Here is a 26,271-nt window from a genome sequence, read left to right as displayed (position 1 = left end):
TGCGTGCCGGTACCCGGCGACCCCGCTCCTCGCGACCCGGTACCCGGCGAGCCCGTTCACACCGTCACGGGCAGCGGGCGTGGCTCGGCCACCGGTTCGCCGAGCTTCACCAGCACGACGCCCGCGAGCACCAGCAGCCCGCCCAGCGCCTGCACAAGCCCCGGCAGCTGACCGAGCAGCAGCCAGCCGAACAGCATCGCCGCGATGACCTCGGCGAGCGCCACGAACGAGGCGAGCCGCGAACCCAGCATCCGAGTCGACGCGATGCCGAGACTGTAGGCCAACGCGGTGGCCAGCACCCCCATCGCCAGCACCGGCGCGAACCAGGGCAGGGTTCCGAACCGGAAGGCGACGTCCCCGGTGTTCCACTCGATCGGCAGGATGCCGACCACTCCGGCGATCGTCAGTCCCACCGCACCGAGCATCAGCCCGAGACCTGCGAGCGCGATCGGCGGCAGCCCCGTGTCCGCACGGGCCGACAGCACGAAGTACGACGCCGCGCCCACCATCGCGGCGAGCGCCCACAGGATGCCGCCGAGATCGACGCGGGCTCCCGTGAGCACGTCGAGCATGAGCACGAGACCCACGAAGGCGATGACGGCTCCGAGGATGCTGCGCGCCGTCGGCCGCTCACCGCGCCTGATCCACAGCCACAGCACGACGGCGACCGGCGCGGTGTACTCGATGAGGAGGGCGATGCCGACATCCATCACGGCGACAGCCTGGAAGTAGAACAGCTGGGTGGCGGTGACGGCGAGCAGGCCGTACGCGATCACCATCCCGGCGTTGCGGCGCACCGCGCCCCAGCGCCCTCGAAGCGCGATCACGGTCGGCACGAGCAGCACCAGCGCGGCGACCCAGATTCGGGCCGTCACCGCCGACCCCGGCGTCCAACCGGCATCGATCAGTCCCCGCGCCCAGGCACCCGACATCCCGAACGAGAAGGCCGCGCCGAGAGCCACGAGCAGACCCGCCCCCGCACGCGGCTTCAACGGAGTGTCATTTGCCAAACGCCTCATGAGGAATGACGCTATGCCGCCTCGCGGTAACATGTCAAGATGATCTTCACCAGTGACACCGAGGATGCGCTGCGCTCCGCCGTCGCTCTCGTGAACTCGGCCGAGGAGCCCGACACCCTCGCCACCCAGGACGACCTCGACGCCTTCCTCGCGGCGAACCCGTACTCCGGACGCATCGACCGCGACGAGGTCGAGCTGCGCGAACTGCGCGAGCTGCGGCCATCGCTGCGCACCATGCTGCTCGCCCCGCGCGACGACATGGCGCAGCATGTGAACCGCGCGCTGAACGAGGTGCACCTCGCGCCGCGCCTGACCACGCACGACGGCCTCGATTGGCACCTGCACGCCGTCACCGACGACCACCCGCTCGCCGAGCGCATCCTCGTGGAAACCGCGATGGCACTCATCGACGTGATCCGCATGGACGAGGGCAGCCGCATCGGCGTCTGCGCCGACGCGGACTGCGAGGCGATCGCCCTCGACCTGTCGCGTAACCGCTCCAAGCGCTACTGCTCCACCACCTGCGCGAACCGCAACGCCGTCGCCGCCTATCGGGCACGCCGCAGCGCCACTCGCTGACCGACCTCACGCACACCGACAGGACGACGCGCACCGCATGAACCTCCCCGCCCCCTTCGACGTCTGGTTCCCCGATGCCGCCTTCGACGGCAGTTACGGCTACACCCTCGAGACCCTGCGCGCCGTACGGCCGGTGCCGCCCTCCCCCGACTTCGCGCAACGCTGGTCGGGCTGGCGGGACGCCGCGCGAGCGATTCCGGCGGCGCCGGTCGTGCTCTCAAGCCGTGAGCACAGGGGCAGGCGCATCTCGCTGATCGAGCACGGCAGCGCCGACGGCGTGCGCCTGCGGTCATGGCTCGTCGAGCCACTCGAGACCGTCCCACGCATCGGCGTCGTGCACAGCCATGGCTACGGCGGGCGCGATCGTGTCGAGCTCCACCGCGTGCCGATGGATGCCGCCGCGATCTTCCCGGTCGCACGGGGGCTCGGCAGCCTCAACACCGGCGTCGGCGCGCCCGCCGTCAGGGACGAGCACGTCGTCGCCGGGCTGGAGGACCCCGATCGGTACGTCGTGGGGCTCTGCGCCCGTGATCTCTGGCTGGCCGCTGACGCCCTGCTGGAACTCGTGGGCGACGTGCCGCTGTACTACGTGGGTGAGAGCTTCGGCGGAGGCATCGGCGCCCTCGCCGCTCCGTGGGATGACCGCTGCATCGGAGCGACCTTCGTGGTTCCGACGTTCGGGCAGTACGACCTCCGGATGGCGGTGCCGTGCCTCGGCAGCGGCGAGAGCCAGCGCACGCGGGTTCTCGAGCATCCGGCGCTGCGCGAACCACTGCGCCTGTTCGACTCCTCGACGGCGGCACTGTTACTGCGCGTGCCGGTGCGGGTGGAGGCGGCGCTGTGGGATCAGCATGTGCCGCCGCAGGGGCAGTTCGCCGTCGCCAACGCCGTCGCCGACCTCGAGCTGTGCGTCCTTCCGGCCGGGCATGCGGAGTACCCCGGTGTCGGCAGGGTGACCGTCGATGCCCGCCGCGACGGCGTCGCGCACCTTCAGCGGCTGATCGACGGGCGCTGAAGCGCCGGTCGCCGGTCGTCGTTCAGCCGCCGACGACGCCCTCGAACAGCCCGATGCGGTTGCCGTCGGGGTCGACGATGACCGCCCACGAGCTGGTGTCGGTGATGGACTGCTTCTCCATCGCCACAGTGCCGCCCGCATCCTTCGCCGCGGCGATCGTGTCGTCGATCGAGTCGACCTCGACATACGAACGCGGCTGGGTGAAGTCCGCGTCGCGCGGCGCGAGGCCGCCGCCCGAGATGCCGTTGGGCGCCGACCACATCGGATAGCCCTCGAAGCCGGGCATCTCGGCGATGTTCCAGCCGAAGAGCCCCGAGTAGAAGGCGCTCGCCTTCGCCATGTCACTCACCGGGATGTCGATGTGCGTGATGTCGCCGTGTGCCATTCCCTTGTCCTTCCGTCGATCGACGCGGCAATTCTGCGCCTCGGTCGAGGAAAGGACAAGAGTCAGTCGGCGTCCGTCTGCCGATACCCGACGTGGTCGGGGTTGGGCGCGAGCATCCAACCGTCGCCGTCCGCGACGACGAGGTTCTTCATGCCGCCGGCGGCGGAGATCACCTCGTAGTCCTGCCCGGCATCCGCCGCGTAGCAGAACAGGGTCACGAACGGCTCGTCCCCCACGTTCACGCTGCGGTGGATCCAGTGCCCCGGCACGTTCACGGCCTTGCCCGGCGTGAGCTCGATGGCGACGGAGCGGCCGTCGAGCGTCTCCATGAGCATGACACCCCGCCCGCTCAGGCAGTGGTACAGCTCGGCCCGGTCGGCGACGGCGTGGAGGTGGCCGCGGGTGACCGCGAACTCCTCGCCGATGCGGCCGGGCAGCAGTGTGCTCGTTCCGACGATGAGTGCACCCGGCCCCTCCTGGTAGCGGTGATCGTCGACCCAGTAGATGAGCTCATCGGCGCCCCGCTCGGCGACCGACGACTGCCACGCGGCAGCGTCGCGGTACACGCCCGCCATGTCGCCGAGGAACTTCTCGTAGCGGCGGGTGCGGCCGACGATGCCGCCGTCCGGCGAAATCTCCAGCGACACGGGGGTGTCGACGGCGGATGGGATGCTCACGAATGACCTCCTGGTGACTTGTAATTACAGGTATACTCCGAATCACCTCGATCTCGAAACCGGCAGGGACGAACTGTGATCATCGCGCACGACCTCGGCACGACCGGCGACAAGGCGTCGCTGCACCATGACGACGGCCGCCTGGTGGCATCCGTCACCGTGCCCTACCCCGCGCACTTCGCCGCCGGCGGCATCGCCGAGCAGAACCCGCAGGACTGGTGGGGTGCCGTCGTCGCCGCCACCCGTGACCTGCTCGCGCGCACGGGCACTGCGGCCGCCGACGTGGCCGGCATGGTCGTCAGCGGTCAGATGATGGGCGCCGTGCTGCTGGATGCCGACGGCGAGCCCGCGCGCCCCGCGATCATCTGGGCCGACACGCGCGCCGGTGCGCAGCAGCGCGAGCTGGAGGCCGCGCTCGGCGCCGAGCACGCCTACCGGCTGCTCGGTCACCGCCTGAACCCCACCTACTCGGTCGAGAAGGTCATGTGGGTGCGCGACAACGAGCCGGACGTCTGGGCGCGGGTGCGCCGCGTCTGTGTGGCGAAGGACTTCATCGTCCTTCGGCTCACCGGGCGACTGGCCACCGATCGCTCCGACGCGTCGGGCACGAACGCCTACGACCAGCGCAACGGCACCTGGTCGGACGAGGTGCTCGCCGCCGCACGACTCGACACCGCCCTGTTCCCAGAGATCCTCGACTCCACGGCGATCGCGGGCACCCTCACCGCATCCGCCGCCGATTCCCTCGGCCTCCACACCGGAGTGCGGGTCGTGATGGGCGGCGGAGACGGCCCGATGGCCGCCGTCGGCTCGGGCGTGGTCGCCCCACAGGACGGCGCCTACGTCTGCCTCGGCACAAGCTCGTGGATCTCGTTCGCCGCCGACGCCCCGCTGCACGACGCCCAGCTGCGCACATTCACCTTCGACAACGTCGTTCCCGGCTCGTTCGTGCCCACCGCGACCATGCAGGCCGGCGGCGCCTCCGTGCAGTGGATCGCCGAAGCACTGTCGCCCGACCCTGCACGCCCGGAGACCGGTCGTCTCACCGCGGAAGCGGCCGGCGACCTCGACACCGAGGACCTCTACTTCCTCCCCTACCTGCTCGGTGAGCGCTCCCCCCTCTGGGACCCCGACGCCCGCGGCGCCTTCGTCGGCATCGGCCGGCACCACACGCGGGCGCACCTCATGCGCGCCGTGCTCGAGGGCACCGCGTTCAACCTGCTCACCTGCATCCAAGCCTTCCGCGCATCGGGCGCCGTCATCGACCGCATCGACGCCGTCGGCGGCGGAGCCCAGAGCGACGCCTACCTGTCGGTGCTCGCCGACGTGTGGGGCGTGCCCGTGCGCAGGCGCACCATCGTCGAAGAGGCCAACAGCCTCGGAGCCGCGGTGACCGCCGCCGTCGGCCTCGGCCTCGCCGACTTCTCCGCCGCCCGGGCGCTCAGCGAGGTGACCGCCGAGTTCATTCCGGATGCCGCGCGGCACGCGGTCTACGCCGAGCGTCATGCCCGCTTCGCCGACGCCTACATGGCGCTCGCGCCGTGGTTCGCGGGAAGACCCCGCTGATGGCCGTCATCCTCGTCACCAGCCGCTCCTTCTCGGACGGCGATCTCGACCTGGTCGGCCGCGCCGCCGATGCCGGCCACCGCATCATGCGCGGACCGGCGCACCACGACCTCACCGAGCTGCGCGCCCTGCTGCACGGCGCCGACGCCTGGATCGCCGGCACCGGGCCGGTCACGGCCGAGCACCTCGCCGCCGCACCGAAGCTCAAGGTCATCGCCCGTTACGGCGTCGGCACCGAGGCGGTCGATCTCGCCGCGGCCGCGGCTCGCGGCATCCCCGTCACCAACACCCCCGGAGCCAACGCCGAGGCGGTGGCCGATCATGCCCTCGGGCTCATACTCGCCGCCCTCCGGTTCATCCCCGACGGCGACCGTCGCGTGCGCCGCGGTGACTGGGCGGTGCGCCGGGGGCGCGAGCTCGGTGCGGCCACCATCGGCATCGTGGGCTTCGGTCGCATCGGTCAGGGGGTCGCGCGGCGACTGGCCGGGTTCGGGTCGCGCATCCTCGCCGCCGACCCGTTCCTGCCCGACGACGCCGTGCATGCCGCCGGTGCCGAGCCGATGGCGCTCGATGAGATGTTCCGCACCGCCGATGTCATCACGCTGCACGCCCCGGGCGGCCAGCGGCTCGCCGACGCCGCCCGGCTCAGCGGCATCCGTCACGGCAGCGTGCTCGTGAACACCGCCCGCCCCGACCTCGTCGACGAGGATGCCGTCGCGTCGGCCCTTCGTGAGGGCACCCTGTCGGCGTACGCCGCCGACACTCTCGACGGCGACACCGCGGCCGGCGCGAGCGCCCTGCTGGCGGCCGACCTCGCCGATCGCGTCATCGTGACTCCGCACCTGGGCGCGCAGACCACTCAGGCCGTCGACAACATGGGCCGCATGTCGCTCGACGACGTCATCGCCGTGCTGCGCGGCGAGCAGCCCGTCCATCTCGTGAACCGATAGGAGACCGTCGTGACTGCAACCCCGTCCACCGACTACATGGGTTTCGTCGGCGTGACGACCGGCTCGTCGTCGATCATGAAGGTGTTCCCCCTCTGGGCCGACATCCTGGGCCTGCCCACCCGCACCCTGGTCGGGCATGATCTGCCGATGAACGCCGATTCGTCGGTGTACCGTGACATGGTCACGCAGATCCGCGACGACGCGCACCACCGGGGCGCGCTGATCACCACGCACAAGATGAGCGTCTACGCCGCGGCATCCGATCTCTTCGACGACCTCGACCCGTTCGCCGTCTCCTGCGCAGAGATCTCGAGCATCTCGAAACGGCACGGCAGGCTCATCGGCCAGGCGAAGGACCCGATCACGGTCGACCTAGCGCTGAACGACTTCCTTCCCGCCGGGCATTTCGCCCGCACCGGCGCGCACGCGGTGATCCTCGGCGCCGGCGGCTCGGGCACCGCGCTCAGCTGGGCGCTCGGCGAGCGCGACGACGCACCCGCCCGTGTGATCGTCACCGCCCCGTCGCAGGACAGCCTCGACCACCTGCGCGAGGTGCACCGCCGGCACGGAACACCCGCCGACCTGATCCGGTACGTCGTCACCGAGACCGCCGAGGAGGCGGATGCCGTCGTGGCCGAGGCACCGGCCGGATCGGTCATCGCCAACGCGACGGGACTCGGCAAGGACCGGCCGGGCTCGCCGCTCAGCGATGCGGTGGTGTTCCCCGAACGCGCCTACGCGTGGGAGTTCAATTACCGCGGCTCGCTGGAGTTCCTGCACCAGGCGCTCGCCCAGCGCGACGCGCGGGCGCTGCACGTCGTCGACGGCTGGCGGTACTTCATCCACGGCTGGTCGCAGGTCATCGCCGACGTCTTCGAGATCACGCTGACCCCCGAGATCGTGGAGGATCTCGCAGCCGCTGCGGAGTCGGTGCGCTGATGCCGGCCGGACTGGTCAGGACCGTCCTCGGCGACGTCGAGGCGTCGGCGCTGGGACGCGTGGACTATCACGAGCACCTGTTCCAGATCAGCCCGCTGCTGGCGGGTGACGAACTCGACGACGAGAACGCCTCCGGGGCAGAGGCCGCCCTGCTGAAGGCGAGCGGGTTCGAATCCATGGTCGACGCCACGCCCTTCGGGCTGGGGCGCCACCCCGAGGCGGTCGCCCGCATCAGCGAGGGAACCGGACTCGCCGTCGTCGCGGCCACGGGTCGGCATCGCGAGGCGCACTACGGCGACGACCACCCGATGCAGGTGTGGGATGCCGACCGCCTCGCCACGCTGTTCACGGCCGATGTGACCACCGGGATGGCCGCGGACGACGCACAGCTCTTCGAGTCGCCCGAGGTGCCCCTCGCCCGCACGCGCGGCGGACAGACGGTGCGGGCCGGTTTGCTGAAGGCCGGCGTCGGCTACTGGAGCATCAGCCCGTTCGAGCGCATCACGCTGGAGGCGCTCGCCGTGACGCACCGCGGCACCGGGGCGCCGATCATGGTGCACCTGGAGTTCTGCACTGCCGCGCACGAGGTGCTCGATCTGCTCGCCGCTGAGGGGGTCGCCGCCGACCGCGTCGTGCTCGCGCATGCGGACCGCGATCCGGATGCGGGCTTGCACGTCTCGCTCGGCGAACGAGGCGCCTACCTCGGCTACGACGGGTTCGCCCGCCCGCGGGCGCACAGCGACGCCCGGCTGCTCGAGCTCACCGCATCCGTCGTCCAGGCCGGCGCCACTGAGCGCATCGTGCTCGGCGGCGACGTCGCGAGGCGCACCCGCTACATCGCCTACGGCGGCATGCCCGGCCTGTCGTATCTCGGCGAGAGGTACCTTCCGCGTCTGCGCTCGGTCATCGGAGACGAGGCGGTCGATCGGATGCTGATCGACAATCCGGCACGCCTGCTGACCCTGTCGCACTGATCCGCAGCATCCGCAACGTCCCCAGCACCCGCCGCATGCCCGCCTCCGCCACCCGGCGGGGCGCGGGGCCGGACAGACGAACGGGCCCCTCACCCGAAGGCGAGGGGCCCGTCGCGTCACCTCGTCGTCACTCGTAGAGGACTGCGGCGATCTTCTCGTCGTCCATGTTGGTGGCGTCGTACCAGTACGAGCCGGTGTCGTAGAACTCCTCGAGCTCTTCTCCGTTGGCCGCGGCGACAGCCGACTCCACCGTGCGGGCGCCGATGCCGATCGGGTCCTGGGTGATGGCGCCGGCCATGGTGCCGTCCTTGATGGCCTCGATCTGCGCAGCACCCGAGTCGAAGCCGATGATCGTCAGCTTGCCCTTCTCGAGGCCGAGCTCCTTGACCGCGTTCACGACGCCGATGGCCGAGCCCTCGTTGGTGCCGTAGATGCCCTTAAGGTTCGGGTACGCCGCGATCATGGTCTTGGCGATGTCGGCCGACTTCAGGTGGTCGCCGTCTCCGTACTGGATGTCGACGATCTTGATGTCGGGGTAGTCGGCCTTCATCTTCTCCACGAAGCCGTCGCGACGCTCGACACCGGTCGAGTTGATCTGCGAGTGCCCGACGATCGCGACCTCGCCCTCACCGCCGATGAGCTCGGCCATGTGCTCAGCGGCCAGCGCGCCGGCGGCGATGCTGTCGGTGGCGGCCAGGCTCAGGCCCACGTCGCCGTTGCAGGGAGCGTCGAAGTACACCACGGGGATGTCCTTCGACTTCGCCTGCTCCAGCGGAGCCACGCAGGCCTCGGGGTCGAGAGCGGCGTAGCCGATGGCGTCGGGGCTGCTGTTGATCGCGGTGGTCAGCATGTCCAGCTGCTGCGCGATCTCGGTCTCGGCCGCCGGCCCCTCGAACGTCACGCGGACGCCGAGCTCCTCGGCTTTCTGCTCGGCACCCGTCTTGACGGCCTGCCAGAACTGGTGCTGGAAGCCCTTCGAGACGAGCGCGATGTACATCTCGCCGTCGTCTGCGGGGGCGCCGCCTTCGGGTGCCTCTTCGACGACGTCACCGCCGCCGCAGCCGGCGAGGGCGAGCGCGGACACCGCGACGAGCGCAGCGAATGCGGTCTTCTTGCCAAATCGCATGGAAACTCCATTGTTCTGTGTGGTGTGCCGATCGGGTGATCGGCGGGGGGACTGGGGAAAAGGGATCAGGTCCGCTGGCGGTTGCGCAGCGAATCGAAGAACACGGCGAGCAGCACGACGATGCCGACGACGACGTTCTGCCACTCGGACTGGATCGACATGATCCGCAGGCCGTTCACGAGCACGCTCATGATCAGCGCGCCGATGACGGTGCCGATGATCGAGCCGCGCCCGCCGAGCAGCGAGGTGCCTCCGATGATGACGGCGGCGATGGCCTGCAACTCGTAGCCCATGCCGATCTGAGGCTGGGCGGAGTCGAGGCGCGAGGCGATTACGACACCGGCGATTCCGACGAACGCACCGGCGAACATGTAGACGAAGATCGTCCAGCGGCGGGTGTTCACACCCGACAGCCGGGTGGCCTCCTCGTTCGAACCGATCGCGAAGGTGTAGCGGCCGAGAAGGGTCTTCGACAACACCAGCGCCGCGATGATCGCCAGCACGATCGTGATCAGCACGGCGTTGGGGATGCCGGGGATGATCACGCCGAGCGCGATGCGCTTGAAGTCGGGCGCCGAGGTCGAGAAGTAGATCGGGCGCACGCCCGAGATCACGAGCGCGAGACCGCCGGCGATCATCATCATGGCCAGGGTGGCTATGAACGGGGGCAGGCGCAGGAAGGTGATGTTCAGGCCGTTGATGAGTCCCATCAGCACGCCCGTGACGATGCCGCCCAGCACCCCGACCCAGATCGGCAGACTCCAGTTGGTGATGAACACACCGGTCATCACCGCACACAGCGCCATGCCGGTGCCGAGCGACAGGTCGATGCCGCCGGTGATGATGACGAACGTCGTGCCGAGGGCGAGGATGGCGATCACCGCGGTCGAGAGCAGCACGGTGGTGAGGTTGCTCACCGTGAAGAACGCGGGGCTCGCGATCGAGAAGAAGATCACCAGCACGACGAGCGTCGCGAAGGCCAGCGACTGCTGCAGCTGACGCTTGAGGGTCGCGGCGAAGTCGCGCTTGTCGGTGTTCTCGGTGAATGCCTGCTGCACGACGGTGGTCGTGGAGCCGGGCTGGTTCGGCGTGCTCATTCTTCTTCCTCCCCATGGGCGGCGAGCTGCATGATCTTCTCCTGGCTGGCTTCCTCGTTGCGCAGCGTCCCGGTGATCCGGCCGTTCGCGAACACGGCGATGCGGTTCGCGACGCGCAGGATCTCGGGAAGCTCCGACGAGATGACGATGATGGATTTGCCGGATGCGGCGAGCTGCTGCATCAGGCGGTAGATCTCCTCTTTCGCTCCCACGTCGATGCCTCGGGTGGGCTCGTCGAAGATGAGGATGTCGCAGTCGCGCATCAGCCACCGGGCGATGACGACCTTCTGCTGGTTTCCACCCGACAGCAGCTTCACGATCTGGTTGACCGACGGCGTCTTCACCCGCAGCTGCTTGACGTAGTCCTTGGTCTGGCCCTTCGCCTTGCGGTCGCCCATCCAGCCGATGGCGTTCGCGTAGGAGTCCAGCGAGGCGAGCACCGTGTTGAAGGTGACGTCCTGGTCGAGCATGAGTCCGAGCAGCTTGCGGTCCTCGGACAGGTACCCGATGCCGCGCTTGACCGCATCCTCGGGCTGGCGGATGCGGGCCGCCCGGCCCGCGACGGTGATCGTGCCGGCATCCCGGCGGTCGGCGCCGATGATGGCGCGGGCGGTCTCGGTGCGGCCCGCGCCCATGAGACCGGCGAAGCCGAGGATCTCGCCCTGGTGCAGCTGGAACGAGACGTCCTTGAGCAGCGCCTTCGTCGAGAGCCCCTGCACGTCGAGCACGACCGGGTCGTCCTGATGCTCGCGGGCCGTGGGCCGGGTGCCCTCGTCGATCGCGCGGCCGACCATCATCTCGATGATCTTCGGCACGCTGATCTCGGACTTCTCGAGGGTGCCGATGTAGGTGCCGTCACGCAGCACGCTCACGCGATCGGCGAGTCTGCGCAGCTCGTCCATGCGGTGCGAGATGTAGACGACGCCGGTGCCGCGCGCCTTGAGCTGCTCGATGAGCACGAAAAGCGTCTCGACCTCGGCGTCGGTCAGCGCGGACGTCGGCTCATCCATGATGAGCACCTTGGCGTTGAACGACAGAGCCTTGGCGATCTCGACCATCTGCTGCTCGGCGACGGTGAGCTCACCCACCTTCTGGCGCGCATCGAGGTCGATGTTCAGGCGCTGCAGCAGCTCCGCGGCCTGGCGGTTCAGCGCGCGCTCCGAGAGGAACGGGCCGTTCTTCGGCTCGCGGCCGATGTAGATGTTCTGCGCGACCGTGAGGTCGGGCATCATGTTCAGCTCCTGGTGGATGATCGTGATGCCCAGCTGCTGCGCCTGCAGCGGGCTGGTCAACTCGACCGGCTCGCCCTCGAAGTGGATGGTGCCCTCGTCGCGGGTGTAGATGCCCGAGAGGATCTTCATGAGCGTCGACTTGCCTGCGCCGTTCTCGCCGACGAGAACCAGCACCTCTCCCGAGCGCACCTCGAGGTGGACGTCCTGCAGCGCCTGCACGCCGGGGAACCCCTTGCTGATTCCCTCGACTCTGAGGATGGGTTCGCTCATGCCGCACCTGCTCCCTTGGAGGCCGTTCGGATCCCCTGCACGAAATCCATTTCAAACATCGGACCAATTGTGCGCCGGTTCACCGCTCGGCGCAAGTTCCCTCTGACGCTAGCCGAGCGGCCAGGCGATGGGAAGGCCTGTAATGACATCTTGGCCACCCTGTAATAACATCTTCATCACGACGGCGTACGAGGTCCGTGCGCTCGGAAGGAGAACCATGCTCATCGGCGCGCACGCCCTGGTGTTCAGCGGCCGCTTCGACGAAGCCGGCCTGCGCCGGTCGATCGAGGGGACCAAGCGGGCGGGATTCGACCTGATCGAGATCCCCCTCATGGACGTGCAGGGCTTCGACGCGTCTCTGGCCGCGCGGATGCTGCGCGACAACGACCTCGCCGTGACCGCATCCCTCGGGCTCACCGCCGACACCGACCTCACCAGCGAGGATCCCGCCGTCGTCGCCGCGGGCGAGCGGATGCTGGAGCAGTGCCTCGACCACGTCGCCACCATGGGGGGAGACGTGCTGTGCGGAGTGCTCTACTCGGCCATGCGCAAGTACACCGCACCCACCACGGAGCGCGGCGTGGCGAACAGCCGGGCCGCCATCGCGCGCCTCGCCGAGAAGGCCGCGCAGCGCGGCATCCGGCTCTCACTCGAAGTGGTGAACCGCTACGAGTCGAACGTGTTCAACACGGGACGCGGCGCGCTCGCGTTCCTCGAGGGCGTCGAGCGCGACGATGTCTCGGTGCACCTCGACACGTACCACATGAACATCGAGGAGTCCGATCTCTTCCAGCCCGTGCACGACGTCGCGGCGGCCGGAAAGCTGGGCTATGTGCACATCGGCGAGAGCCACCGCGGCTACCTGGGTACCGGCAACGTGGACTTCGGCACCTTCTTCCGCGCGCTGCACGACGTGCGCTACGACGGACCGGTCGTGTTCGAGTCGTTCTCGTCAGCCGTGGTGAGCGCCGAGCTGAGCAACACGCTGGGCATCTGGCGCAACCTCTGGCAGGACTCCGACGACCTCGCCGCACACGCCAACCGGTTCATCCGCGACGGCCTGCACGCGGTGCGGACGATCGACCTGCACTAGCCCCGCGGCCGGCGGATCGTCAGGCCGAGGGATGCCCGACGACGCCCTTGCGCAGCAGCGCGTTGCCGTACTTGCGGGTCTCGCCGGTGCGCACCATGAGGTACGCGCCCTTGGCGACGTCGTAGTAGGCGAAGCGCTCGACGAAGCGGGTGGTCTCGAGCGTCGTGCCCGCCGCCGCCATCAGCTGGCGCTGCACATCGAGCACCTCGGCGTCCGCCGACTCCATCAGGTCCATGCCAGGGGCATCGTCGAGCGGCAGCACCGACCGGATCGCGGTGACCACCTCCGGGGTCGTGGTGCCGGGCAGGTCGACGACCCGCTCCCCCAGCGCCCAGGCCGGGAAGTGCGCATCGGCGACCACCACCGCGTCGGAGTGCCCCATCCGGTCGAGGTGCAGCAGCAGCTCCCCGGTGAGCAACGGGTTGATTCCTTCGAGCATCCGTACCCCTTCGTGAGACCCGCGCGTCAGGCGGGGATGAGTCCTTCGTCGGCGAGCTGCGCCCAGAGGTCGGCCGGAATCTTCAGTGCCGCGTACTCGGCGTTCTGCGTCAGCTGGGCGGGGCGGCTTCCGCCGACCACGACCGAGCGCACGACGTCCGACTGCAGCGGGAATTGGATCGCGGCCGCCGGGAGCGGCACATCGTGGTCCTTGCAGACCGCCGCGATGCGCAGCAGCCGATCCCACAGCTCCTCGGGCAGCTGTCCGTACTCGTAGCGTCCGTCGCGGCGCGGCTCGCTCTGCGCGAGCAGGCCGGAGTTGAAGACGGATGCCGCGACGATGCCTGTGCCGCGCTCGGCGCAGGCCGGCAGCACCTCGGCCGCCGCCGGCTGCTCGAGCAGCGTGTAGCGACCGGCGACCATGATGAGGTCGAGATCGGCTTCGCGCACCGACCGGGTGAGAGCATCCGACACCATCGACCCGACGCCGATCGCGCCGACGAGCCCCTCGTCGCGCACCGTCTCGAGGGCGGGGAACGCCTCGGCGAGTGCGAGGTCGAGGTCGTTCCGCTCGGGGTCGTGCAGATAGAGCAGGTCGATGCGCTCGATGCCCAGACGCTCCTGCGACTCCGCGATGCTGGCGCGGATGCCCGCCTCGGTGAAGTCCCACACGCGCTCGAGGTCGTCGGGCACGAAGAAGTCGTTGGCGGTGTCGAGCCCGCCGCGCTCGTGACCCGGATTCGGCCGCAGCAGCCGGCCGGCCTTGGTGGAGAGCACGAACTCGTCGCGCGGCTTGGTCTGCAGGAAGGCCCCCAGGCGCCGCTCGGAGAGCCCGAGGCCATAGTGCGGGGCGGTGTCGTAGTAGCGGATGCCGGAGTCCCACGCGGCTTCGAGCACCGCCCAGGCCTCATCGTCGCTGAGCTCGCGGAACAGGTTCCCCACGTTCGCGGCGCCGTAGCCCAGGGCCGGCAGACTCAGCCGGCCGGATGCGGTGGGCTCAGTCGATGACATGCTGACCCTTCCAGGTGTACTTCGCGATGCTTTCGGCCTTCATCTCCATGCTGGTGCCCGGCTCGGTCGGAGCGATGTACGACCCGCCCTGGATGTCGGTCGGCACCACGAAGTGCTCGTGCAGGTGGTCGACGTACTCGATCAGGCGCCCCTCGCGGGTGCCGCTGACGGCGACGAAGTCGAACATCGACAGGTGCTGCACGGCCTCGCACAGGCCGACGCCGCCGGCATGCGGGCAGACCGGAACGCCGAACTTGGCCGCGAGCAGCAGGTTCGCGATGTTCTCGTTGACGCCGGCGACGCGCACCGAGTCGATCTGCATGACCTCGATGGCGTCGGCCTGCAGCAGCTGCTTGAAGATCATGCGGTTCTGCGCGTGCTCGCCGGTGGCGACGCGGATGGGCGCGACGCCGCGCGCGATCTCGGCGTGGCCGAGGATGTCGTCGGGGCTGGTGGGCTCCTCGATCCAGGCGGGATTGAACTCGGCGAGCGCGTTCACCCACTCGATCGCCTCGGAGACCTCCCAGCGCTGGTTCGCGTCGATCGCGATCGGGAAGTCGGGCCCGCACACCTCCCGCGCCTTGCGGAAGCGGCGGATGTCGTCGTCGAGATCGGCGCCGACCTTGAGCTTGATCTGCGTGAAGCCGTCGGCCATGGCCTCGCGGGCCAGGCGCTCGAGCTTCTCGTCGGAGTAGCCCAGCCAGCCGGGACTGGTGGTGTAGCCCGGGTAGCCCGTGGCCAGCAGCTCGGCCTCGCGCTCGGCGCGGCCGGGCTCGGCTGAGCGCAGAATCTCCAGCGCGTCCTCGCGGGTGAGGGCGTTGGTGAGGTAGCGGAAGTCGACGAGGTCGACGATCTGCTCCGGCGTCATGCGGGCCAGCAGCTGCCACAGCGGAAGCCCGGCGCGCTTCGCCTTGATGTCCCACAGGGCGTTGATCACCGCGCCGATGGCCATGTGCATGACGCCCTTCTCGGGGCCGAGCCAGCGCAGCTGCGAGTCGCCGATGATGTCGCGGAAGGTGCCGCCCATGTCGTCGAGCAGCGGCTCGATCTCGCGCCCGACGAGGTGCCCGGCGAGCGCGTCGATGGCGGCGACCTGCACGTCGTTGCCGCGGCCGATCGTGAACACGAACGAGTGTCCACCGATGCCGTCCTCGGCGTCGGTGCGTACGATCACGTAGGCGGCCGAGTAGTCGGGGTCGGGGTTCATCGCATCGGAGCCGTCCAGGCTCAGGGATGTGGGAAAGCGGATGTCGCTGGTGTCCAGCGCGACGATACGGCTCACAGGGCTCCTTCGGTGCGTCGGCGATCTTGACGCAGACTCTTGGAGTGTAAACATCCGATGTCTATACTGTCAACGACGGATGCGGCGTCAGCATCCGCCTCGAAGACGTGAAGGAGAACCATGAAGTTCGCGCGACTCGGCGAGTCCGGAAGCGAGATCCCCGTCGTCATCGACGGCGACCGCACGTTCGATCTGCGCCCGGTGACATCCGATGTGGACGGCGACTTCCTCGCCGGCGACCCGGTCAACCGCACGCAGGAGGCGCTGGATGCCGGCACGCTGCCCGAGCTCCCGGATGCGGACTCGCTGCGCATCGGCTCTCCCATCGCCCGCCCCAGCGCCGTGATCTGCATCGGCCAGAACTACGCCGCGCACGCCCGCGAGTCCGGCGCCGAGCCGCCCACCGTGCCGATCCTGTTCCTGAAGACCCCGAACACGGTCGTCGGCCCGAACGACACGGTGACGATCCCCCGCGGCAGCGAGAAGACCGACTGGGAGGTCGAGCTCGGCATCGTCATCGGCCAGCGCGCGGCGTACCTCGATTCGGTCGACGAGGCCGAGGCGCACATCGCCGGCTACGTGGTCGCGAACGACGTGTCGGAGCGCGCGTTCCAGATGGACGTCTCCGGCGGGCAGTGGTCGAAGGGCAAGATCGCCTTCGGCTTCAACCCCACCGGCCCGTGGCTGGTGCCGGCCGCCGAGGTCGACGCGCAGAACCTGAACCTGCGCAGCTGGGTGAACGGCGAGCCGCGTCAGGACTCGAACACGAACGACATGATCTTCGACGTGCGCACGATCGTGCACCACCTCTCGCAGTACGTCACCCTCGAGCCGGGCGATCTGATCCTCACCGGCACACCGCAGGGCGTCGCGTTCGGCGGCAGATTCCCCTACCTGAAGCCCGGCGACGTCGTCGAGATCGAGATCGAGGGCCTCGGCCGCCAGCGCCAGCAGTTCATCGCCTGGGAGGCGCAGAAGTGACCGGCCAGGTGGAGGGCCTGGTCGCGATCGTCACCGGCGGAGCATCCGGGATCGGCGCTGCCATCGCGCACCGGCTGCACGAGGAGGGTGCGCAGATCGCCGTGCTCGACCGCGACACGTCCGGCGCGGATGAGCGCTTCGCGGCCTTCACCGCCGACGTCTCCGACCGCGCCTCCGTGGATGCCGCCGTGGCGGCGGTCGCCGAGCGCTTCGGCCGCATCGACATCGTGATCAACAACGCCGGCATCGGCGCCCAGGGAGACGTCACCGCCAACGACGACGACGAATGGGCGCGCGTGCTCTCCATCAACGTCACCGGCATCGCCCGGGTCACCTCGGCCGCGCTGCCGTGGCTGCGCAAGTCTCCGTCGGCGGCGGTGTGCAACACATCATCCATCGCGTCGACCACCGGTCTGCCGCAGCGTGCGCTGTACTCGGCATCCAAGGGCGCCGTCTCGGCCCTGACCCGTGCGATGGCCACCGACCACCTGCGCGAGGGCATCCGCGTCAACGCCGTGAACCCGGGCACCGCCGACACCCCCTGGGTCGGGCGTCTGCTCGACTCGGCGGCCGACCCCGCGGCCGAGCGCGCCGCGCTCAACGCGCGGCAGCCGCACGGTCGCCTGGTCTCGGCCGATGAGGTCGCCGGCGCCGTGCTGTACCTAGTCAGCCCAGCATCCGGGTCGACCACGGGCACGTTCATCGAGGTCGACGGCGGCATGGCCGCCCTGCGTCCCCGCCCGGAGTGAACCGGCCGCTGAGGGGTCACGAAACGTCGGGTTCCGGTGCCCGGAGCCGACGGTTCGTGACCCCTCAGGCATGCTGCCGCAGCACCGTACCCGTTCTGCGGAGCGACCAGGAAGCGGGGCCTGGAGTATTCGCGCTACCGGAACTTACGTCCAGCAGCGATCGCTATCATCGACACCTCAAGCTGGTCCGGCGAGTAGCTTTCGGCCGGGCTCATTCTCGGGACGAGCCAAGGCCGTTCGTTCGTCAAGGACGATAAGCGCGACTCCGGCTCGATTCGCGAATTCTCTTGCATCCGTCGTGAACCGCCCTGAGGTGATTACCACTGCCAGCTTTCCGGTCGCAGTAGCGACGCCGAAAATCTCGCGCACTTCTCGAGCCCCTACGTATCCACCGTCATAGTGCTTACATTGCACCGAGTGCTCGTTTGTCGTTATGTCGACGCCGCCGTCGCGGGTATAGCGCGTCCCGCGCGCCGAAGTCCATCCGAGACTGCGCAACCACTCAGCACAAAACGATTCATACTGCTCGTGTCCCAGACGATAGGCAACCGCCCGGGGCGCGGGCGGATACTCTGGCTGGGCCGCCCACCAGTCAACACCCCATTCGTCACGTCTCTTGCTCGTGTGCTTCTGCAACTCGAGCGCAAAATCAGTCTGCAACCGCATCGGCACTCCGATTGACACGGCGAGTGCCGACGCTACGTCGACCCACAGCTTCTCCTCGGCAAGCTCCGCTTGTGCCTTGATGCTCTGCCTCCAGCGCCGCTGATCAATCGCCCGCGTCTGTTTGACCAACGCTTCATAGGCGTCTTTGGATTGCCATCGATGCATCCCGATCACTACAAGTGCGACACCGAACAAGATGCCGAGCAGGAGGGGTCCGACACCTGACGACTTCGTGGGTACAAACGAAGTGACGAGACAACCCACGGCCGTCCATGCGCCGACAACCATAAGCCAAATCGAACTGCGATTTCGCTGTCGGGGAACTGGCGTGTATGTGGGTAGCGGCTGCAGTTCGCGCGAGGCCTGCAAGCACGCCTCGCGAATATATCGCGAAACGCCGTTCAGCGTCACTCGCCCATCGCACCAGGCGCCTAGCTGAGGCCGGACATTCGCGCGACTCAGATCGCCGGCGCGTCGAGCCACCCGGTTGTCTGCTGCAGGCCTCATGCCAGGGATCATAATGTTCGCGACGGACACTGCCCAGCATGGGGCTAGCGCTCTCGGCGCGGAGGTCAGCGGATGCCGTAGAAGGCGAGCGCGTTCGACCAGAACACCTGCTCGGTGTCGAGGCCGCGCTTCTGCGCCCACTCGACGACCGTGCGGAACCAGCCGTCACGGGCGCCGGCGAGATACTCTCCGCCGTCGGACGCCGTGACGTCGACGGAGGACACCGGCCAGTCGCTGCCCCACATCAGCCGGTGCTCTCCGAACGCCTCGGCCGCGGCATCGAGGAATGGCTCCACCTGCGCCGCCGTCCAGGCCCCGCCGGATTCAGCCGGCAGACCCGAGAGCTTGCAGAACACCTGCGGATGCCGCGCCAGCTCCGACAGGTCGCGCAGCCACTCCGCACTCGGCCGGAGCGGCGCCTGCGCCGTGCCGACGGCGGGCTTGCCGAGGTGGTCGAGCACGATCGGCAGGTCGGGCACCGCGGCGGCGAGCGCCGCGACGTCGGAGATCTGCTCGGCGCGCACGCAGGCGTCGAACGTCCAGCCGCGCGCGGCCACCGCGCGGGCGCCGGCGACGAAGGCCTCGCTGCGGGCGAATCCGTCCGGCTCGCCCTGCAGCAGGTGCCGAACGCCGATCACGCGTTCATGCCGGCCCAGCGCCTCGAGAGCGGCTTCGGTGCCGGCGCCACGGTCCAGCCGGGCGCCGGCGACGATCGCCACGACGCCGGTGGCGAGGGCGATCGAGTCGACCCAGCGCACCTCATCGATGGCCTGATCCTCGATCGGGTCGGCCTGCACGAAGATGGCCGCCTCCTCGTGCACGCCGGAGATCTGCTCCTCGATGAGCTCCGTCTCGGCGAAGGTCCAGTCCAGCGCCCCCTCGAGCCACGGATACGTGAGCAGATCCGGGTCCCACAGGTGCAGGTGGGCATCGAGAACGCGCATGCGCCCATCCTCACACAATCACCCCTCAGACATCCGACCACTGGCTAGGATGTCGCCATGGCAGTCACTGACGAGGCGATCGACAAGATCAAGGCGATGATCGTCTCGGGCGAACTGGGCCCCGGCGACCGGCTTCCGCCCGAGAAGGAGCTGTCGGAGCGGCTCGGGCTGTCGCGCAACTCGATGCGCGAGGCCGTCAAGGCGCTCGAGGTCATCCGGGTGCTCGACGTGCGCCGCGGCGACGGCACCTACGTCACGAGCCTCGAACCGCACCTGCTGCTCGAGGCCATCAGCTTCGTCGTCGACATGCACGACGACGACTCCCTGCTCGAGCTGTTCGCCGTGCGCCGGATGCTGGAATCGCAGGCCACCGGCCTGGCGGCGGGCAACGCCTCCGATGACGAGGCGCAGGCTCTGCTCGACGAGATCGACTCGGTCGATCCTGGCAGCGTCTCGATCGACGACCTGGTCGCCCACGACGTCCGCTTCCACCGGGAGATCGTGCGCCTCACCGGCAACGACTACCTGGCGAGCCTGATCGAGAGCCTGAGCAGCCAGACCATCCGCGCCCGGGTGTGGCGGGGGCTCACCGAGCAGGGCGCCTCCGAGCGCACGCTCTCGGAGCACCGGGCCATCGCCGAGGCGATCGCCGACCACGACTCGGCGCTGGCCACCTCGTTGGCCACGGCGCACGTCGCGGGCGTGGAGCGCTGGCTGCGCCAGGCGGCATCCGCCTGACTGCCCGCCGTGTCAGGGTCCGCGGCGCCAGTGCGCGCCGTCAGGCTCCGAGGCGCCGCATCGCGGCGTCGAACTCCGCCGCCGAGCTGTCGCTCACCTCGTGGAACAGCAGTTCGTCGAGCACATCGGGGGCGGCGGTGAAGTACGGCACGCCCGCCTCGCGCAGCGAGACGATGTCGTCCGCACTGCGCAGGCTCGCCGCGAGCACGTCGGTGGCGCTGTCCGCGCAGACCGCCTGCATGCGGGCGATCAGCGCGTCGCCGTCCATCCCCGCATCCCGCATCCGACCGAGGTACGGGGCGATGTACCGCGCGCCGATGCTCGCGCACACGAGCGCCTGTGCGACCGAGTACACGGCCGTCACCAGCACGGTGACGCCGTCGCGGACGAGGGCGGATGCCGCCGCGAAGCCCTCGGCCGTCGCCGGCACCTTCACCGCGACGCGATCGCCGAGAGCGCGGATGCCCTCGGCGTTGCGCAGGAAGGATGCCGCGTCCCCGCCCCAGGTCTGGAAGAACACCTCCTGCGCGCCTTCGCCGACCCATCTCTCGTAGAGCGCGGGGATCTCGGCGGCGCTGCGGCCGCCGCGCTCCAGGATCGTGGGATTCGTGGTGACGCCGTGCACGACCCCGGCGGCCAGCAGCCGGGAGACCCTGTCGGTGTCGGCGCTGTCCACATACAGCCGCGGGGCGGTCATCCGATCTCCTTCCGCCAACCTGTCGTTACAGGTTGGAATGCGGCTAATGTTATGACAGCATCCGTCCGCGTCCAAAGACAGCGAGACGCCGCCGAGCCGAAGACGATCGGAAGAACATGACCACCGAGCAGCCATCCCGCACCGGCGTCGTCATCGTCGGCAGCGTCACCGCCGATGTGACCACCTTCTCCGAGCGCCTGCCCGCACGGGGCGAGACGATCCTCGGCGACCAGTTCACCCTGCTGCTGGGCGGGAAGGGCGCGAACCAGGCGGTCGCGGCCGGACTCGCCGGAGCGCGCACGAGCTTCGTCGGCTGCGTGGGCGACGACCTCTTCCACGACCTGGTCGTCGACGGACTGAGCGGTGCCGGCGTCGACCTCACCCATCTGCGCACCGTGCCCGGCCCGACCGGCATCGCCCACATCCGCGTCGACGCCTCGGCGCAGAACGACATCGTGATGGTGCCGCTCGCGAACGCGCATCTCAGCGCGGAGCAGATCGACGCGGCCCTCCGCGCGCTCGCCCCCACCACCGGGGTGCTGCTGACCCAGCTCGAGACGCCGGCATCGCTCACCCTGCACATCACGGCGCGTGCCCGGGAGCACGGCATGACCGTCGTGCTCGATCCGGCTCCGGCCGCGCCGCTCGACCCCGAGGTCTGGCGCAACATCGACATCGTCACCCCGAACGAGACCGAGGCCACGATCCTCAGCGGCATCGAGGTGACGGATGCCGCCTCGGCCGAGCGCGCGGGGCGCTGGTTCCTCGACCAGGGCGTCGGCGCGGCCGTCATCACCATGGCCGAGAAGGGGTCGTGCGTCGTGACCGGCGAGGGCACCACCGTCATCGCGCCCATCCCCGTCGAGCCCGTCGACACGACAGCAGCCGGCGATGCCTACGCCGGATACCTCGGCGCGGCACTGGCGGACGGCTGGACCCTCGCCGACGCGACACGGCTGGCGAGCGCAGCCGGCGCCATCGCCGTGACGCGCCAGGGCGCGTCGCCCAGCCTGCCGCGCCGCGACGAGGTCGACGCGCTGCTCGCCGAGCAGACCGAAGCCGCCCGGATCTGACAGGAGAAGCGGATATGCGCAAGACGGCGACGACCATCAATCCCGCGCTCTCGCGGGTGATCAGCGAGACCGGCCACACCGACCTCATCGTCGTGACCGACGCCGGACTGCCCATTCCCCCCGGCGCCGAGCGCATCGACCTCGCCTACCGGCCCGGCGCCCCTGCCTTCCTCGACGTGCTCGACACGGTGCTCGCCGAGTTGGTCGTCGAGGGCGCGACAGTGTCGTCCGAAATCGCCGAGAAGAGCCTGCACGTGCTGAATGCCCTGCGCGAGCGGCTGCCCGGTATCGAGATCGAGCTCGTGCCGCACGTCGATTTCAAGAAGCGCACCCAGGCGGCGCGCGCCTTCGTCCGCTCCGGCGAATTCACGCCGTATGCGAACGTGATCCTGCACGCGGGCGTCGCATACTGAGGCTGCCGTGAACGCGATCACCACCACGGCGGAGGCCACCGGCGGCATCGACCGCGACTCGACGGCACCGATGTACGACCAGTTGCGCCAGCTGATCCTCGACGGCATCGTCCGAGACGGGCTGCAGCCCGGCGACGCGCTCCCCGGCGAGCACCGGCTGTGCGAGCAGTACGGCATCTCACGCACCGTCGTGCGCCAGGCACTGGCGCAGCTCGAGCACGAGGGCGCGGTCGAGCGCATCAAGGGCAAGGGCACCTTCGTCGCCAGGCCGCGGACGAGCGAGTCGCTGGTGCACACCCTGGTCGGCCTGTTCGACGAGGTCGAGCGCCGGGGCGGACATGTGCACAGCGAGGTGCTCAGACATGAACTGATCGAGGCGGATGCCGAGGTCGCCGCCGCACTCGAGGTCGACGAGGGCGCCCCCGTGGTCGTGCTGACGCGACTGCGGTACGTCGACGGAGAAGCGTGGTCGCTGTCGACGACCTGGATGCCGCGCGAGATCGGCGAGCCGACGCTCGGCGCCGACCTGCGCGACTCGTCGCTCTACGCTCTGCTCGCCGACCACGGTGTCGTCGCCACGCACGGGGTGCGCTCGGCCGAGGCGACCGTCGCGACGCACGAGCAGGCGGCGCAGCTGGGGCTCAGCGCCGGCTCGGCGCTGCTGCGTCTGCGCAGCGTCAGCCGCGACGAATCAGGGCAGCCGATCGAGTTCTTCGTCGCCTATCACCGGGGCGACCGCTCGCGGTTCGAGTTCCGTCTCAGCACCGACAACTCTCAGGGCTCGCTCGTCCACGTGCCCTGACCACGGCGGCGACGGCGAAGCCGGCGGAGCCGGATCGTCCGGCTACGCTCGAGGGCATGAGCGAATGGGTCAGTTCCGCCATCCGCGTGCTCGAGGCCGACGCCAATCGCTCGGCCGACACGCATCTGCACCTCTTCCCGCTGCCGGTGGAGTGGGGCATCGATCTGTACCTCAAAGACGAGTCGGTGCACCCGACCGGGTCGCTGAAGCACCGCCTGGCGCGCTCGCTCATCCTGTACGGCCTGGTGAACGGCCTGATCGACGAGAGCACCACGCTCGTCGAGTCGTCGAGCGGGTCGACCGCGGTCTCGGAGGCGTACTTCGCCCGCATGCTGGGACTGGACTTCATCACGGTCATCCCGCGCTCGACGAGCCAGGAGAAGATCGACCTCATCGAGTTCTACGGCGGCCGCTGTCATCTCATCGACGACGCGTCCGGCATCTCCGCCGAGGCGCAGCGGCTGGCCGCGGGATGCCACGGGCACTACCTCGATCAGTTCACCTACGCCGAGCGCGCCACCGACTGGCGGGGCAACAACAACATCGCCGAGAGCGTGTTCAGCCAGCTCTCGCAGGAGCGGCATCCGGTGCCGCGCTGGATCGTCGTCGGTGCGGGCACCGGCGGAACGAGCGCGACCTTCGGGCGCTACGTGCGCTACCGCCGGCACTCGACGCGGCTCGCCGTGGTCGATCCCGAGGGATCGGCCTTCCACGCCGGATGGCGGGGCGACGCCGATGCCGTCGGTCGCCCGTCGCGCATCGAGGGCATCGGCCGTCCTCGCGTCGAGCCGTCGTTCGTGCCGAGCGTGATCGACGAGATGATCCAGGTGCCGGATGCCGCATCCGTCGCCGCCATCCGGCTGCTGCGCGAACGCACGCTGCACTGGGCCGGCGGTTCGACGGGCACGAATCTGTACGGCGCCTTCGAACTGATCTCGCGGATGCGCGACGCCGGCGAGACCGGCAGCGTGGTCACGCTGATCTGCGACAGCGGCGTGCGCTACTCGCAGACGTACTACTCCGACGACTGGGTCGCCGCGCAGGGGTGGGACCTCGCACCGTTCCGCGAGCGGATGGAGCGCTTCCTCGACGGCGACGCCTGGTGACCGCCGGGGCGGCGTGTGGCTACGCTGGCTGCATGACCACGCTCATCCTCACCGTCGCGGGAGCGGACCGTCCCGGACTCGTCGCCGCCGTCGCCGAGACGATCGACGCCCACGGCGGCAACTGGGAGATCAGCCGCCTCTCCGAGCTCGCCGGCACCTTCGCCGGCGTGATCCAGATCACCGTCGCCGACGAGCGGGCCGCTGAGCTGCGCGCAGCGCTCAGCGAGCTCGACGGACTGCTGGCGATCACGGTGAGCACCGGAGCGGAGACGCCGGCCGCCGAGACGAGCCGGCAGATCGCCCTGTCGGTGCTCGGCGACGACCGCCCCGGTATCGTGCGCGAGATCTCGAGCGTGCTCAGCGCGCACGCACTCAGCATCGAGAGCATGACCACCGAGACCAGGGATGCGGCGATGGCCGGCGGCCGGCTGTTCGAATCCGCGGTGACCGCGACGGCACCCGCATCCGCCGACCTCGACGCGCTGCGCGCCGACATCGAGCGACTCACGCACGACCTGCAGGTCGACATCACGGTCGCCTGATCGCGATGACCCCGGAATCGCGCGAACGCGTCATCGCCGCTCTCACCGCCGAGCTGCCCGACGGCACCGTCGTCACGAATCCCGATTCGCTGCAGGCCTACCGCCGCGACCGGGCGGAGGAGGCGGGCGCCGGAACACCGCTCGCCGTCGTGCGCGCGGCGTCCACCGAGGAGGTGCAGACGGCCGTGCGCATCGCCGCACGGGAAGGCGTGGGCGTCGTGCCGCGGGGTGCCGGCTCTGGGCTGTCGGGCGGCAGCTCGGCGGTCGACGGCGCGATCGTCGTCTCGCTGGAGCGGATGCGGCAGATCATGATCGATCCGGCGCTGCAGATGGCGGCGGTGCAACCGGGAGCCTTCAACGCCGAGGTGAAGGCCGCGGCCGCCGAGCACGGCCTGTGGTACCCGCCCGATCCGGCATCGCAGGCGTTCTGCTCGATCGGCGGCAACATCGCCACCAACGCCGGCGGCCTGTGCTGCGTGAAGTACGGCGTGACCACCGCCTACGTGCTCGGCCTCACGGTGGTGCTCGCCGACGGGCGAGCGGTGAAGCTCGGCGGCGCTCGCCTCAAGGACGTCGCCGGCTTGTCACTGACGAAGCTGTTCGTGGGCAGCGAGGGCACGCTGGGCATCGTCACCGAGGCGATCCTGCGGCTCGTGCCGGCGCAGCGCACGCCGACGACGCTGGTGGCCCTGTTCCCCACCGTCGACGGTGCGATCCGGGCCGTCGTCGACATCAAGGCGGCGATGCGTCCCTCGATGCTGGAGTTCATGGACCAGGTCACGATCAACGCCGTCGAGGATCTCACCCGGATGGAACTCGACCGCACCGCGGCGGCGATGCTCATCGTGCAGTCCGACGAGCCGGTCGACGTCGCGGCCGCGCAGATCGAGGCGATCGAGCAGACCTGCAGTCTGCACGGCGCCACCGAGGTGTACGCGACGAGCGACCCCGAAGAGAGCGAGGCGCTCGTCGAGGCGCGCCGCCTCGCGGTCCCCGCGGTCGAGAAGCGCGGAAGGCTGCTGCTCGAGGATGCCGGGGTGCCGTTGCCGCGCCTGGGCGAGCTCATCGCGGGGATGCGCGCGATCGCCGATCGGCACAGCGTCGAGATCGCGGTCGTCGCGCACGCCGGCGACGGCAACACGCACCCGCTGATCGTCTTCGACCCCGCGGATGCCGCGCAGGAGAGCAGCGCGAACCTCGCCTTCGGGGAGGTCATGGACCTGACGATCGCGCTCGGCGGCACGATCACCGGCGAGCACGGCGTCGGCCGTCTCAAACAGCCGTGGCTGGCCGACTATCTCGGCGATGACGTGCTCGACCTGAACCTGCGCATCAAGAAGGCGCTCGATCCGCAGAACATCCTCAATCCCGGCGCCGTCTTCGGCGCGATCTGAACGCGC

28 protein-coding genes are annotated in these 26,271 nt (G+C 69.6%); 16 read left to right on the top strand and 12 right to left on the bottom strand.

Annotation, left to right across the window (positions count from 1 at the left end; genetic code table 11):
* Window positions 1-56: 56 nt before the first annotated feature.
* Complete coding sequence (locus ACFWH5_RS07420) at window positions 57-1,019, bottom strand: DMT family transporter (protein ID WP_378833425.1); 963 nt, start codon at window positions 1,017-1,019, stop codon at window positions 57-59.
* A 39-nt stretch (window positions 1,020-1,058) separates the two neighbouring features.
* Between ACFWH5_RS07420 and ACFWH5_RS07415 the strand changes: the two genes are divergently transcribed.
* Window positions 1,059-1,598: a CGNR zinc finger domain-containing protein gene (locus ACFWH5_RS07415; RefSeq protein ID WP_378833423.1), complete on the top strand. Its 540-nt coding sequence runs from the start codon at window positions 1,059-1,061 to the stop codon at window positions 1,596-1,598.
* 37 nt (window positions 1,599-1,635) lie between these two features.
* Window positions 1,636-2,613, top strand: coding sequence for an acetylxylan esterase (locus ACFWH5_RS07410; protein WP_378833420.1), 978 nt, complete (start codon window positions 1,636-1,638; stop codon window positions 2,611-2,613).
* A 22-nt stretch (window positions 2,614-2,635) separates the two neighbouring features.
* On the opposite strand, the gene ACFWH5_RS07405 is transcribed toward ACFWH5_RS07410, so the two are convergent.
* Together ACFWH5_RS07405 and ACFWH5_RS07400 are read right to left on the bottom strand one after the other, a co-directional pair.
* Entirely contained in the window at window positions 2,636-2,998 is a 363-nt protein-coding gene (locus tag ACFWH5_RS07405) for a VOC family protein (RefSeq protein WP_378833418.1), read from the bottom strand.
* A gap of 62 nt (window positions 2,999-3,060) precedes the next feature.
* Complete coding sequence (locus ACFWH5_RS07400; RefSeq protein ID WP_378833417.1) at window positions 3,061-3,675, bottom strand: glucose-6-phosphate isomerase family protein; 615 nt, start codon at window positions 3,673-3,675, stop codon at window positions 3,061-3,063.
* Window positions 3,676-3,750: 75 nt separating this feature from the next.
* On the opposite strand from ACFWH5_RS07400, the gene xylB reads away from it, so the two are divergent.
* The 4 genes from xylB to ACFWH5_RS07380 are packed head-to-tail and all read left to right on the top strand — an operon-like array spanning window position 3,751 to window position 8,104.
* The gene (gene xylB, locus ACFWH5_RS07395; protein WP_378833414.1) at window positions 3,751-5,241 is read left to right on the top strand and encodes a xylulokinase; all 1,491 of its coding nucleotides are present in this window, start codon (window positions 3,751-3,753) and stop codon (window positions 5,239-5,241) included.
* Window positions 5,241-6,191: an NAD(P)-dependent oxidoreductase gene (locus ACFWH5_RS07390; RefSeq protein ID WP_378833411.1), complete on the top strand. Its 951-nt coding sequence runs from the start codon at window positions 5,241-5,243 to the stop codon at window positions 6,189-6,191. Before xylB ends, ACFWH5_RS07390 begins: the two co-directional genes overlap by 1 nt.
* A 9-nt stretch (window positions 6,192-6,200) precedes the next feature.
* The gene (locus ACFWH5_RS07385) at window positions 6,201-7,130 is read left to right on the top strand and encodes a shikimate dehydrogenase (RefSeq protein WP_378833410.1); all 930 of its coding nucleotides are present in this window, start codon (window positions 6,201-6,203) and stop codon (window positions 7,128-7,130) included.
* Window positions 7,130-8,104: a phosphotriesterase gene (locus ACFWH5_RS07380; RefSeq protein WP_378833408.1), complete on the top strand. Its 975-nt coding sequence runs from the start codon at window positions 7,130-7,132 to the stop codon at window positions 8,102-8,104. The genes ACFWH5_RS07385 and ACFWH5_RS07380 overlap by 1 nt, the downstream gene beginning before the upstream one ends.
* A gap of 127 nt (window positions 8,105-8,231) precedes the next feature.
* On the opposite strand, the gene ACFWH5_RS07375 is transcribed toward ACFWH5_RS07380, so the two are convergent.
* The 3 genes from ACFWH5_RS07375 to ACFWH5_RS07365 form a co-directional block, all read right to left on the bottom strand.
* Window positions 8,232-9,230 (bottom strand): ABC transporter substrate-binding protein, encoded by a 999-nt coding sequence (locus ACFWH5_RS07375; RefSeq protein WP_378833406.1) that lies wholly within the window; start codon window positions 9,228-9,230, stop codon window positions 8,232-8,234.
* A gap of 65 nt (window positions 9,231-9,295) precedes the next feature.
* Window positions 9,296-10,327, bottom strand: coding sequence for an ABC transporter permease (locus ACFWH5_RS07370; protein WP_378833404.1), 1,032 nt, complete (start codon window positions 10,325-10,327; stop codon window positions 9,296-9,298).
* Complete coding sequence (locus ACFWH5_RS07365) at window positions 10,324-11,829, bottom strand: sugar ABC transporter ATP-binding protein (RefSeq protein WP_378833402.1); 1,506 nt, start codon at window positions 11,827-11,829, stop codon at window positions 10,324-10,326. The genes ACFWH5_RS07370 and ACFWH5_RS07365 overlap by 4 nt, the downstream gene beginning before the upstream one ends.
* Window positions 11,830-12,046: 217 nt before the next feature.
* On the opposite strand from ACFWH5_RS07365, the gene ACFWH5_RS07360 reads away from it, so the two are divergent.
* Window positions 12,047-12,922 (top strand): sugar phosphate isomerase/epimerase family protein, encoded by an 876-nt coding sequence (locus tag ACFWH5_RS07360; protein ID WP_378833399.1) that lies wholly within the window; start codon window positions 12,047-12,049, stop codon window positions 12,920-12,922.
* A 19-nt stretch (window positions 12,923-12,941) separates the two neighbouring features.
* Here the strand turns inward: ACFWH5_RS07360 and ACFWH5_RS07355 are convergent, their stop codons facing one another.
* The 3 genes from ACFWH5_RS07355 to ACFWH5_RS07345 are packed head-to-tail and all read right to left on the bottom strand — an operon-like array spanning window position 12,942 to window position 15,653.
* Window positions 12,942-13,361 (bottom strand): RbsD/FucU family protein, encoded by a 420-nt coding sequence (locus ACFWH5_RS07355; RefSeq protein ID WP_378833397.1) that lies wholly within the window; start codon window positions 13,359-13,361, stop codon window positions 12,942-12,944.
* 26 nt (window positions 13,362-13,387) lie between these two features.
* Window positions 13,388-14,371 carry an aldo/keto reductase gene (locus tag ACFWH5_RS07350; protein ID WP_378833396.1) on the bottom strand — a complete coding sequence of 328 codons (984 nt, stop codon included), beginning with the start codon at window positions 14,369-14,371 and terminating at the stop codon, window positions 13,388-13,390.
* Window positions 14,358-15,653 carry an L-fuconate dehydratase gene (locus tag ACFWH5_RS07345; protein WP_378833394.1) on the bottom strand — a complete coding sequence of 432 codons (1,296 nt, stop codon included), beginning with the start codon at window positions 15,651-15,653 and terminating at the stop codon, window positions 14,358-14,360. The genes ACFWH5_RS07350 and ACFWH5_RS07345 overlap by 14 nt, the downstream gene beginning before the upstream one ends.
* Before the next feature lie 120 nt (window positions 15,654-15,773).
* Between ACFWH5_RS07345 and ACFWH5_RS07340 the strand changes: the two genes are divergently transcribed.
* Both ACFWH5_RS07340 and ACFWH5_RS07335 read left to right on the top strand, forming a co-directional pair.
* Complete coding sequence (locus tag ACFWH5_RS07340) at window positions 15,774-16,634, top strand: fumarylacetoacetate hydrolase family protein (RefSeq protein WP_378833391.1); 861 nt, start codon at window positions 15,774-15,776, stop codon at window positions 16,632-16,634.
* The gene (locus ACFWH5_RS07335) at window positions 16,631-17,383 is read left to right on the top strand and encodes an SDR family NAD(P)-dependent oxidoreductase (protein WP_378833389.1); all 753 of its coding nucleotides are present in this window, start codon (window positions 16,631-16,633) and stop codon (window positions 17,381-17,383) included. Before ACFWH5_RS07340 ends, ACFWH5_RS07335 begins: the two co-directional genes overlap by 4 nt.
* A 177-nt stretch (window positions 17,384-17,560) precedes the next feature.
* Here the strand turns inward: ACFWH5_RS07335 and ACFWH5_RS07330 are convergent, their stop codons facing one another.
* Window positions 17,561-18,337, bottom strand: a complete 777-nt coding sequence (locus tag ACFWH5_RS07330) for a restriction endonuclease (RefSeq protein WP_378833387.1) — start codon at window positions 18,335-18,337, stop codon at window positions 17,561-17,563.
* A 284-nt stretch (window positions 18,338-18,621) separates the two neighbouring features.
* Entirely contained in the window at window positions 18,622-19,500 is an 879-nt protein-coding gene (locus ACFWH5_RS07325) for an amidohydrolase family protein (RefSeq protein ID WP_378833385.1), read from the bottom strand.
* Between the two features lie 57 nt (window positions 19,501-19,557).
* Between ACFWH5_RS07325 and ACFWH5_RS07320 the strand changes: the two genes are divergently transcribed.
* A complete protein-coding gene (locus ACFWH5_RS07320) occupies window positions 19,558-20,238 on the top strand; it encodes a FadR/GntR family transcriptional regulator (RefSeq protein ID WP_378833382.1) in 681 nt (226 codons plus the stop codon).
* Between the two features lie 40 nt (window positions 20,239-20,278).
* Here ACFWH5_RS07320 and ACFWH5_RS07315 read toward each other — a convergent pair whose 3' ends face one another.
* The gene (locus ACFWH5_RS07315) at window positions 20,279-20,935 is read right to left on the bottom strand and encodes a transaldolase family protein (RefSeq protein WP_378833380.1); all 657 of its coding nucleotides are present in this window, start codon (window positions 20,933-20,935) and stop codon (window positions 20,279-20,281) included.
* A 116-nt stretch (window positions 20,936-21,051) separates the two neighbouring features.
* Between ACFWH5_RS07315 and ACFWH5_RS07310 the strand changes: the two genes are divergently transcribed.
* The 6 genes from ACFWH5_RS07310 to ACFWH5_RS07285 are packed head-to-tail and all read left to right on the top strand — an operon-like array spanning window position 21,052 to window position 26,265.
* A complete protein-coding gene (locus ACFWH5_RS07310; protein ID WP_378833378.1) occupies window positions 21,052-22,008 on the top strand; it encodes a ribokinase in 957 nt (318 codons plus the stop codon).
* 14 nt (window positions 22,009-22,022) lie between these two features.
* Window positions 22,023-22,421: a D-ribose pyranase gene (rbsD, locus tag ACFWH5_RS07305; RefSeq protein WP_378833375.1), complete on the top strand. Its 399-nt coding sequence runs from the start codon at window positions 22,023-22,025 to the stop codon at window positions 22,419-22,421.
* 7 nt (window positions 22,422-22,428) lie between these two features.
* Entirely contained in the window at window positions 22,429-23,223 is a 795-nt protein-coding gene (locus ACFWH5_RS07300) for a GntR family transcriptional regulator (protein ID WP_378833373.1), read from the top strand.
* 56 nt (window positions 23,224-23,279) lie between these two features.
* Complete coding sequence (locus tag ACFWH5_RS07295) at window positions 23,280-24,329, top strand: PLP-dependent cysteine synthase family protein (protein ID WP_378833371.1); 1,050 nt, start codon at window positions 23,280-23,282, stop codon at window positions 24,327-24,329.
* 32 nt (window positions 24,330-24,361) lie between these two features.
* Window positions 24,362-24,871 (top strand): glycine cleavage system protein R, encoded by a 510-nt coding sequence (locus ACFWH5_RS07290; RefSeq protein WP_378833369.1) that lies wholly within the window; start codon window positions 24,362-24,364, stop codon window positions 24,869-24,871.
* A gap of 5 nt (window positions 24,872-24,876) precedes the next feature.
* Window positions 24,877-26,265, top strand: a complete 1,389-nt coding sequence (locus ACFWH5_RS07285; RefSeq protein WP_378833367.1) for an FAD-binding oxidoreductase — start codon at window positions 24,877-24,879, stop codon at window positions 26,263-26,265.
* Window positions 26,266-26,271 lie beyond the last annotated feature (6 nt).

Origin of the sequence: Microbacterium sp. NPDC058345 (assembly GCF_042723855.1) — a bacterium.
In the GTDB taxonomy this organism is placed as follows: Bacteria; Actinomycetota; Actinomycetes; order Actinomycetales; family Microbacteriaceae; genus Microbacterium.
This window is presented reverse-complemented; position numbering and strand designations above follow the sequence as displayed.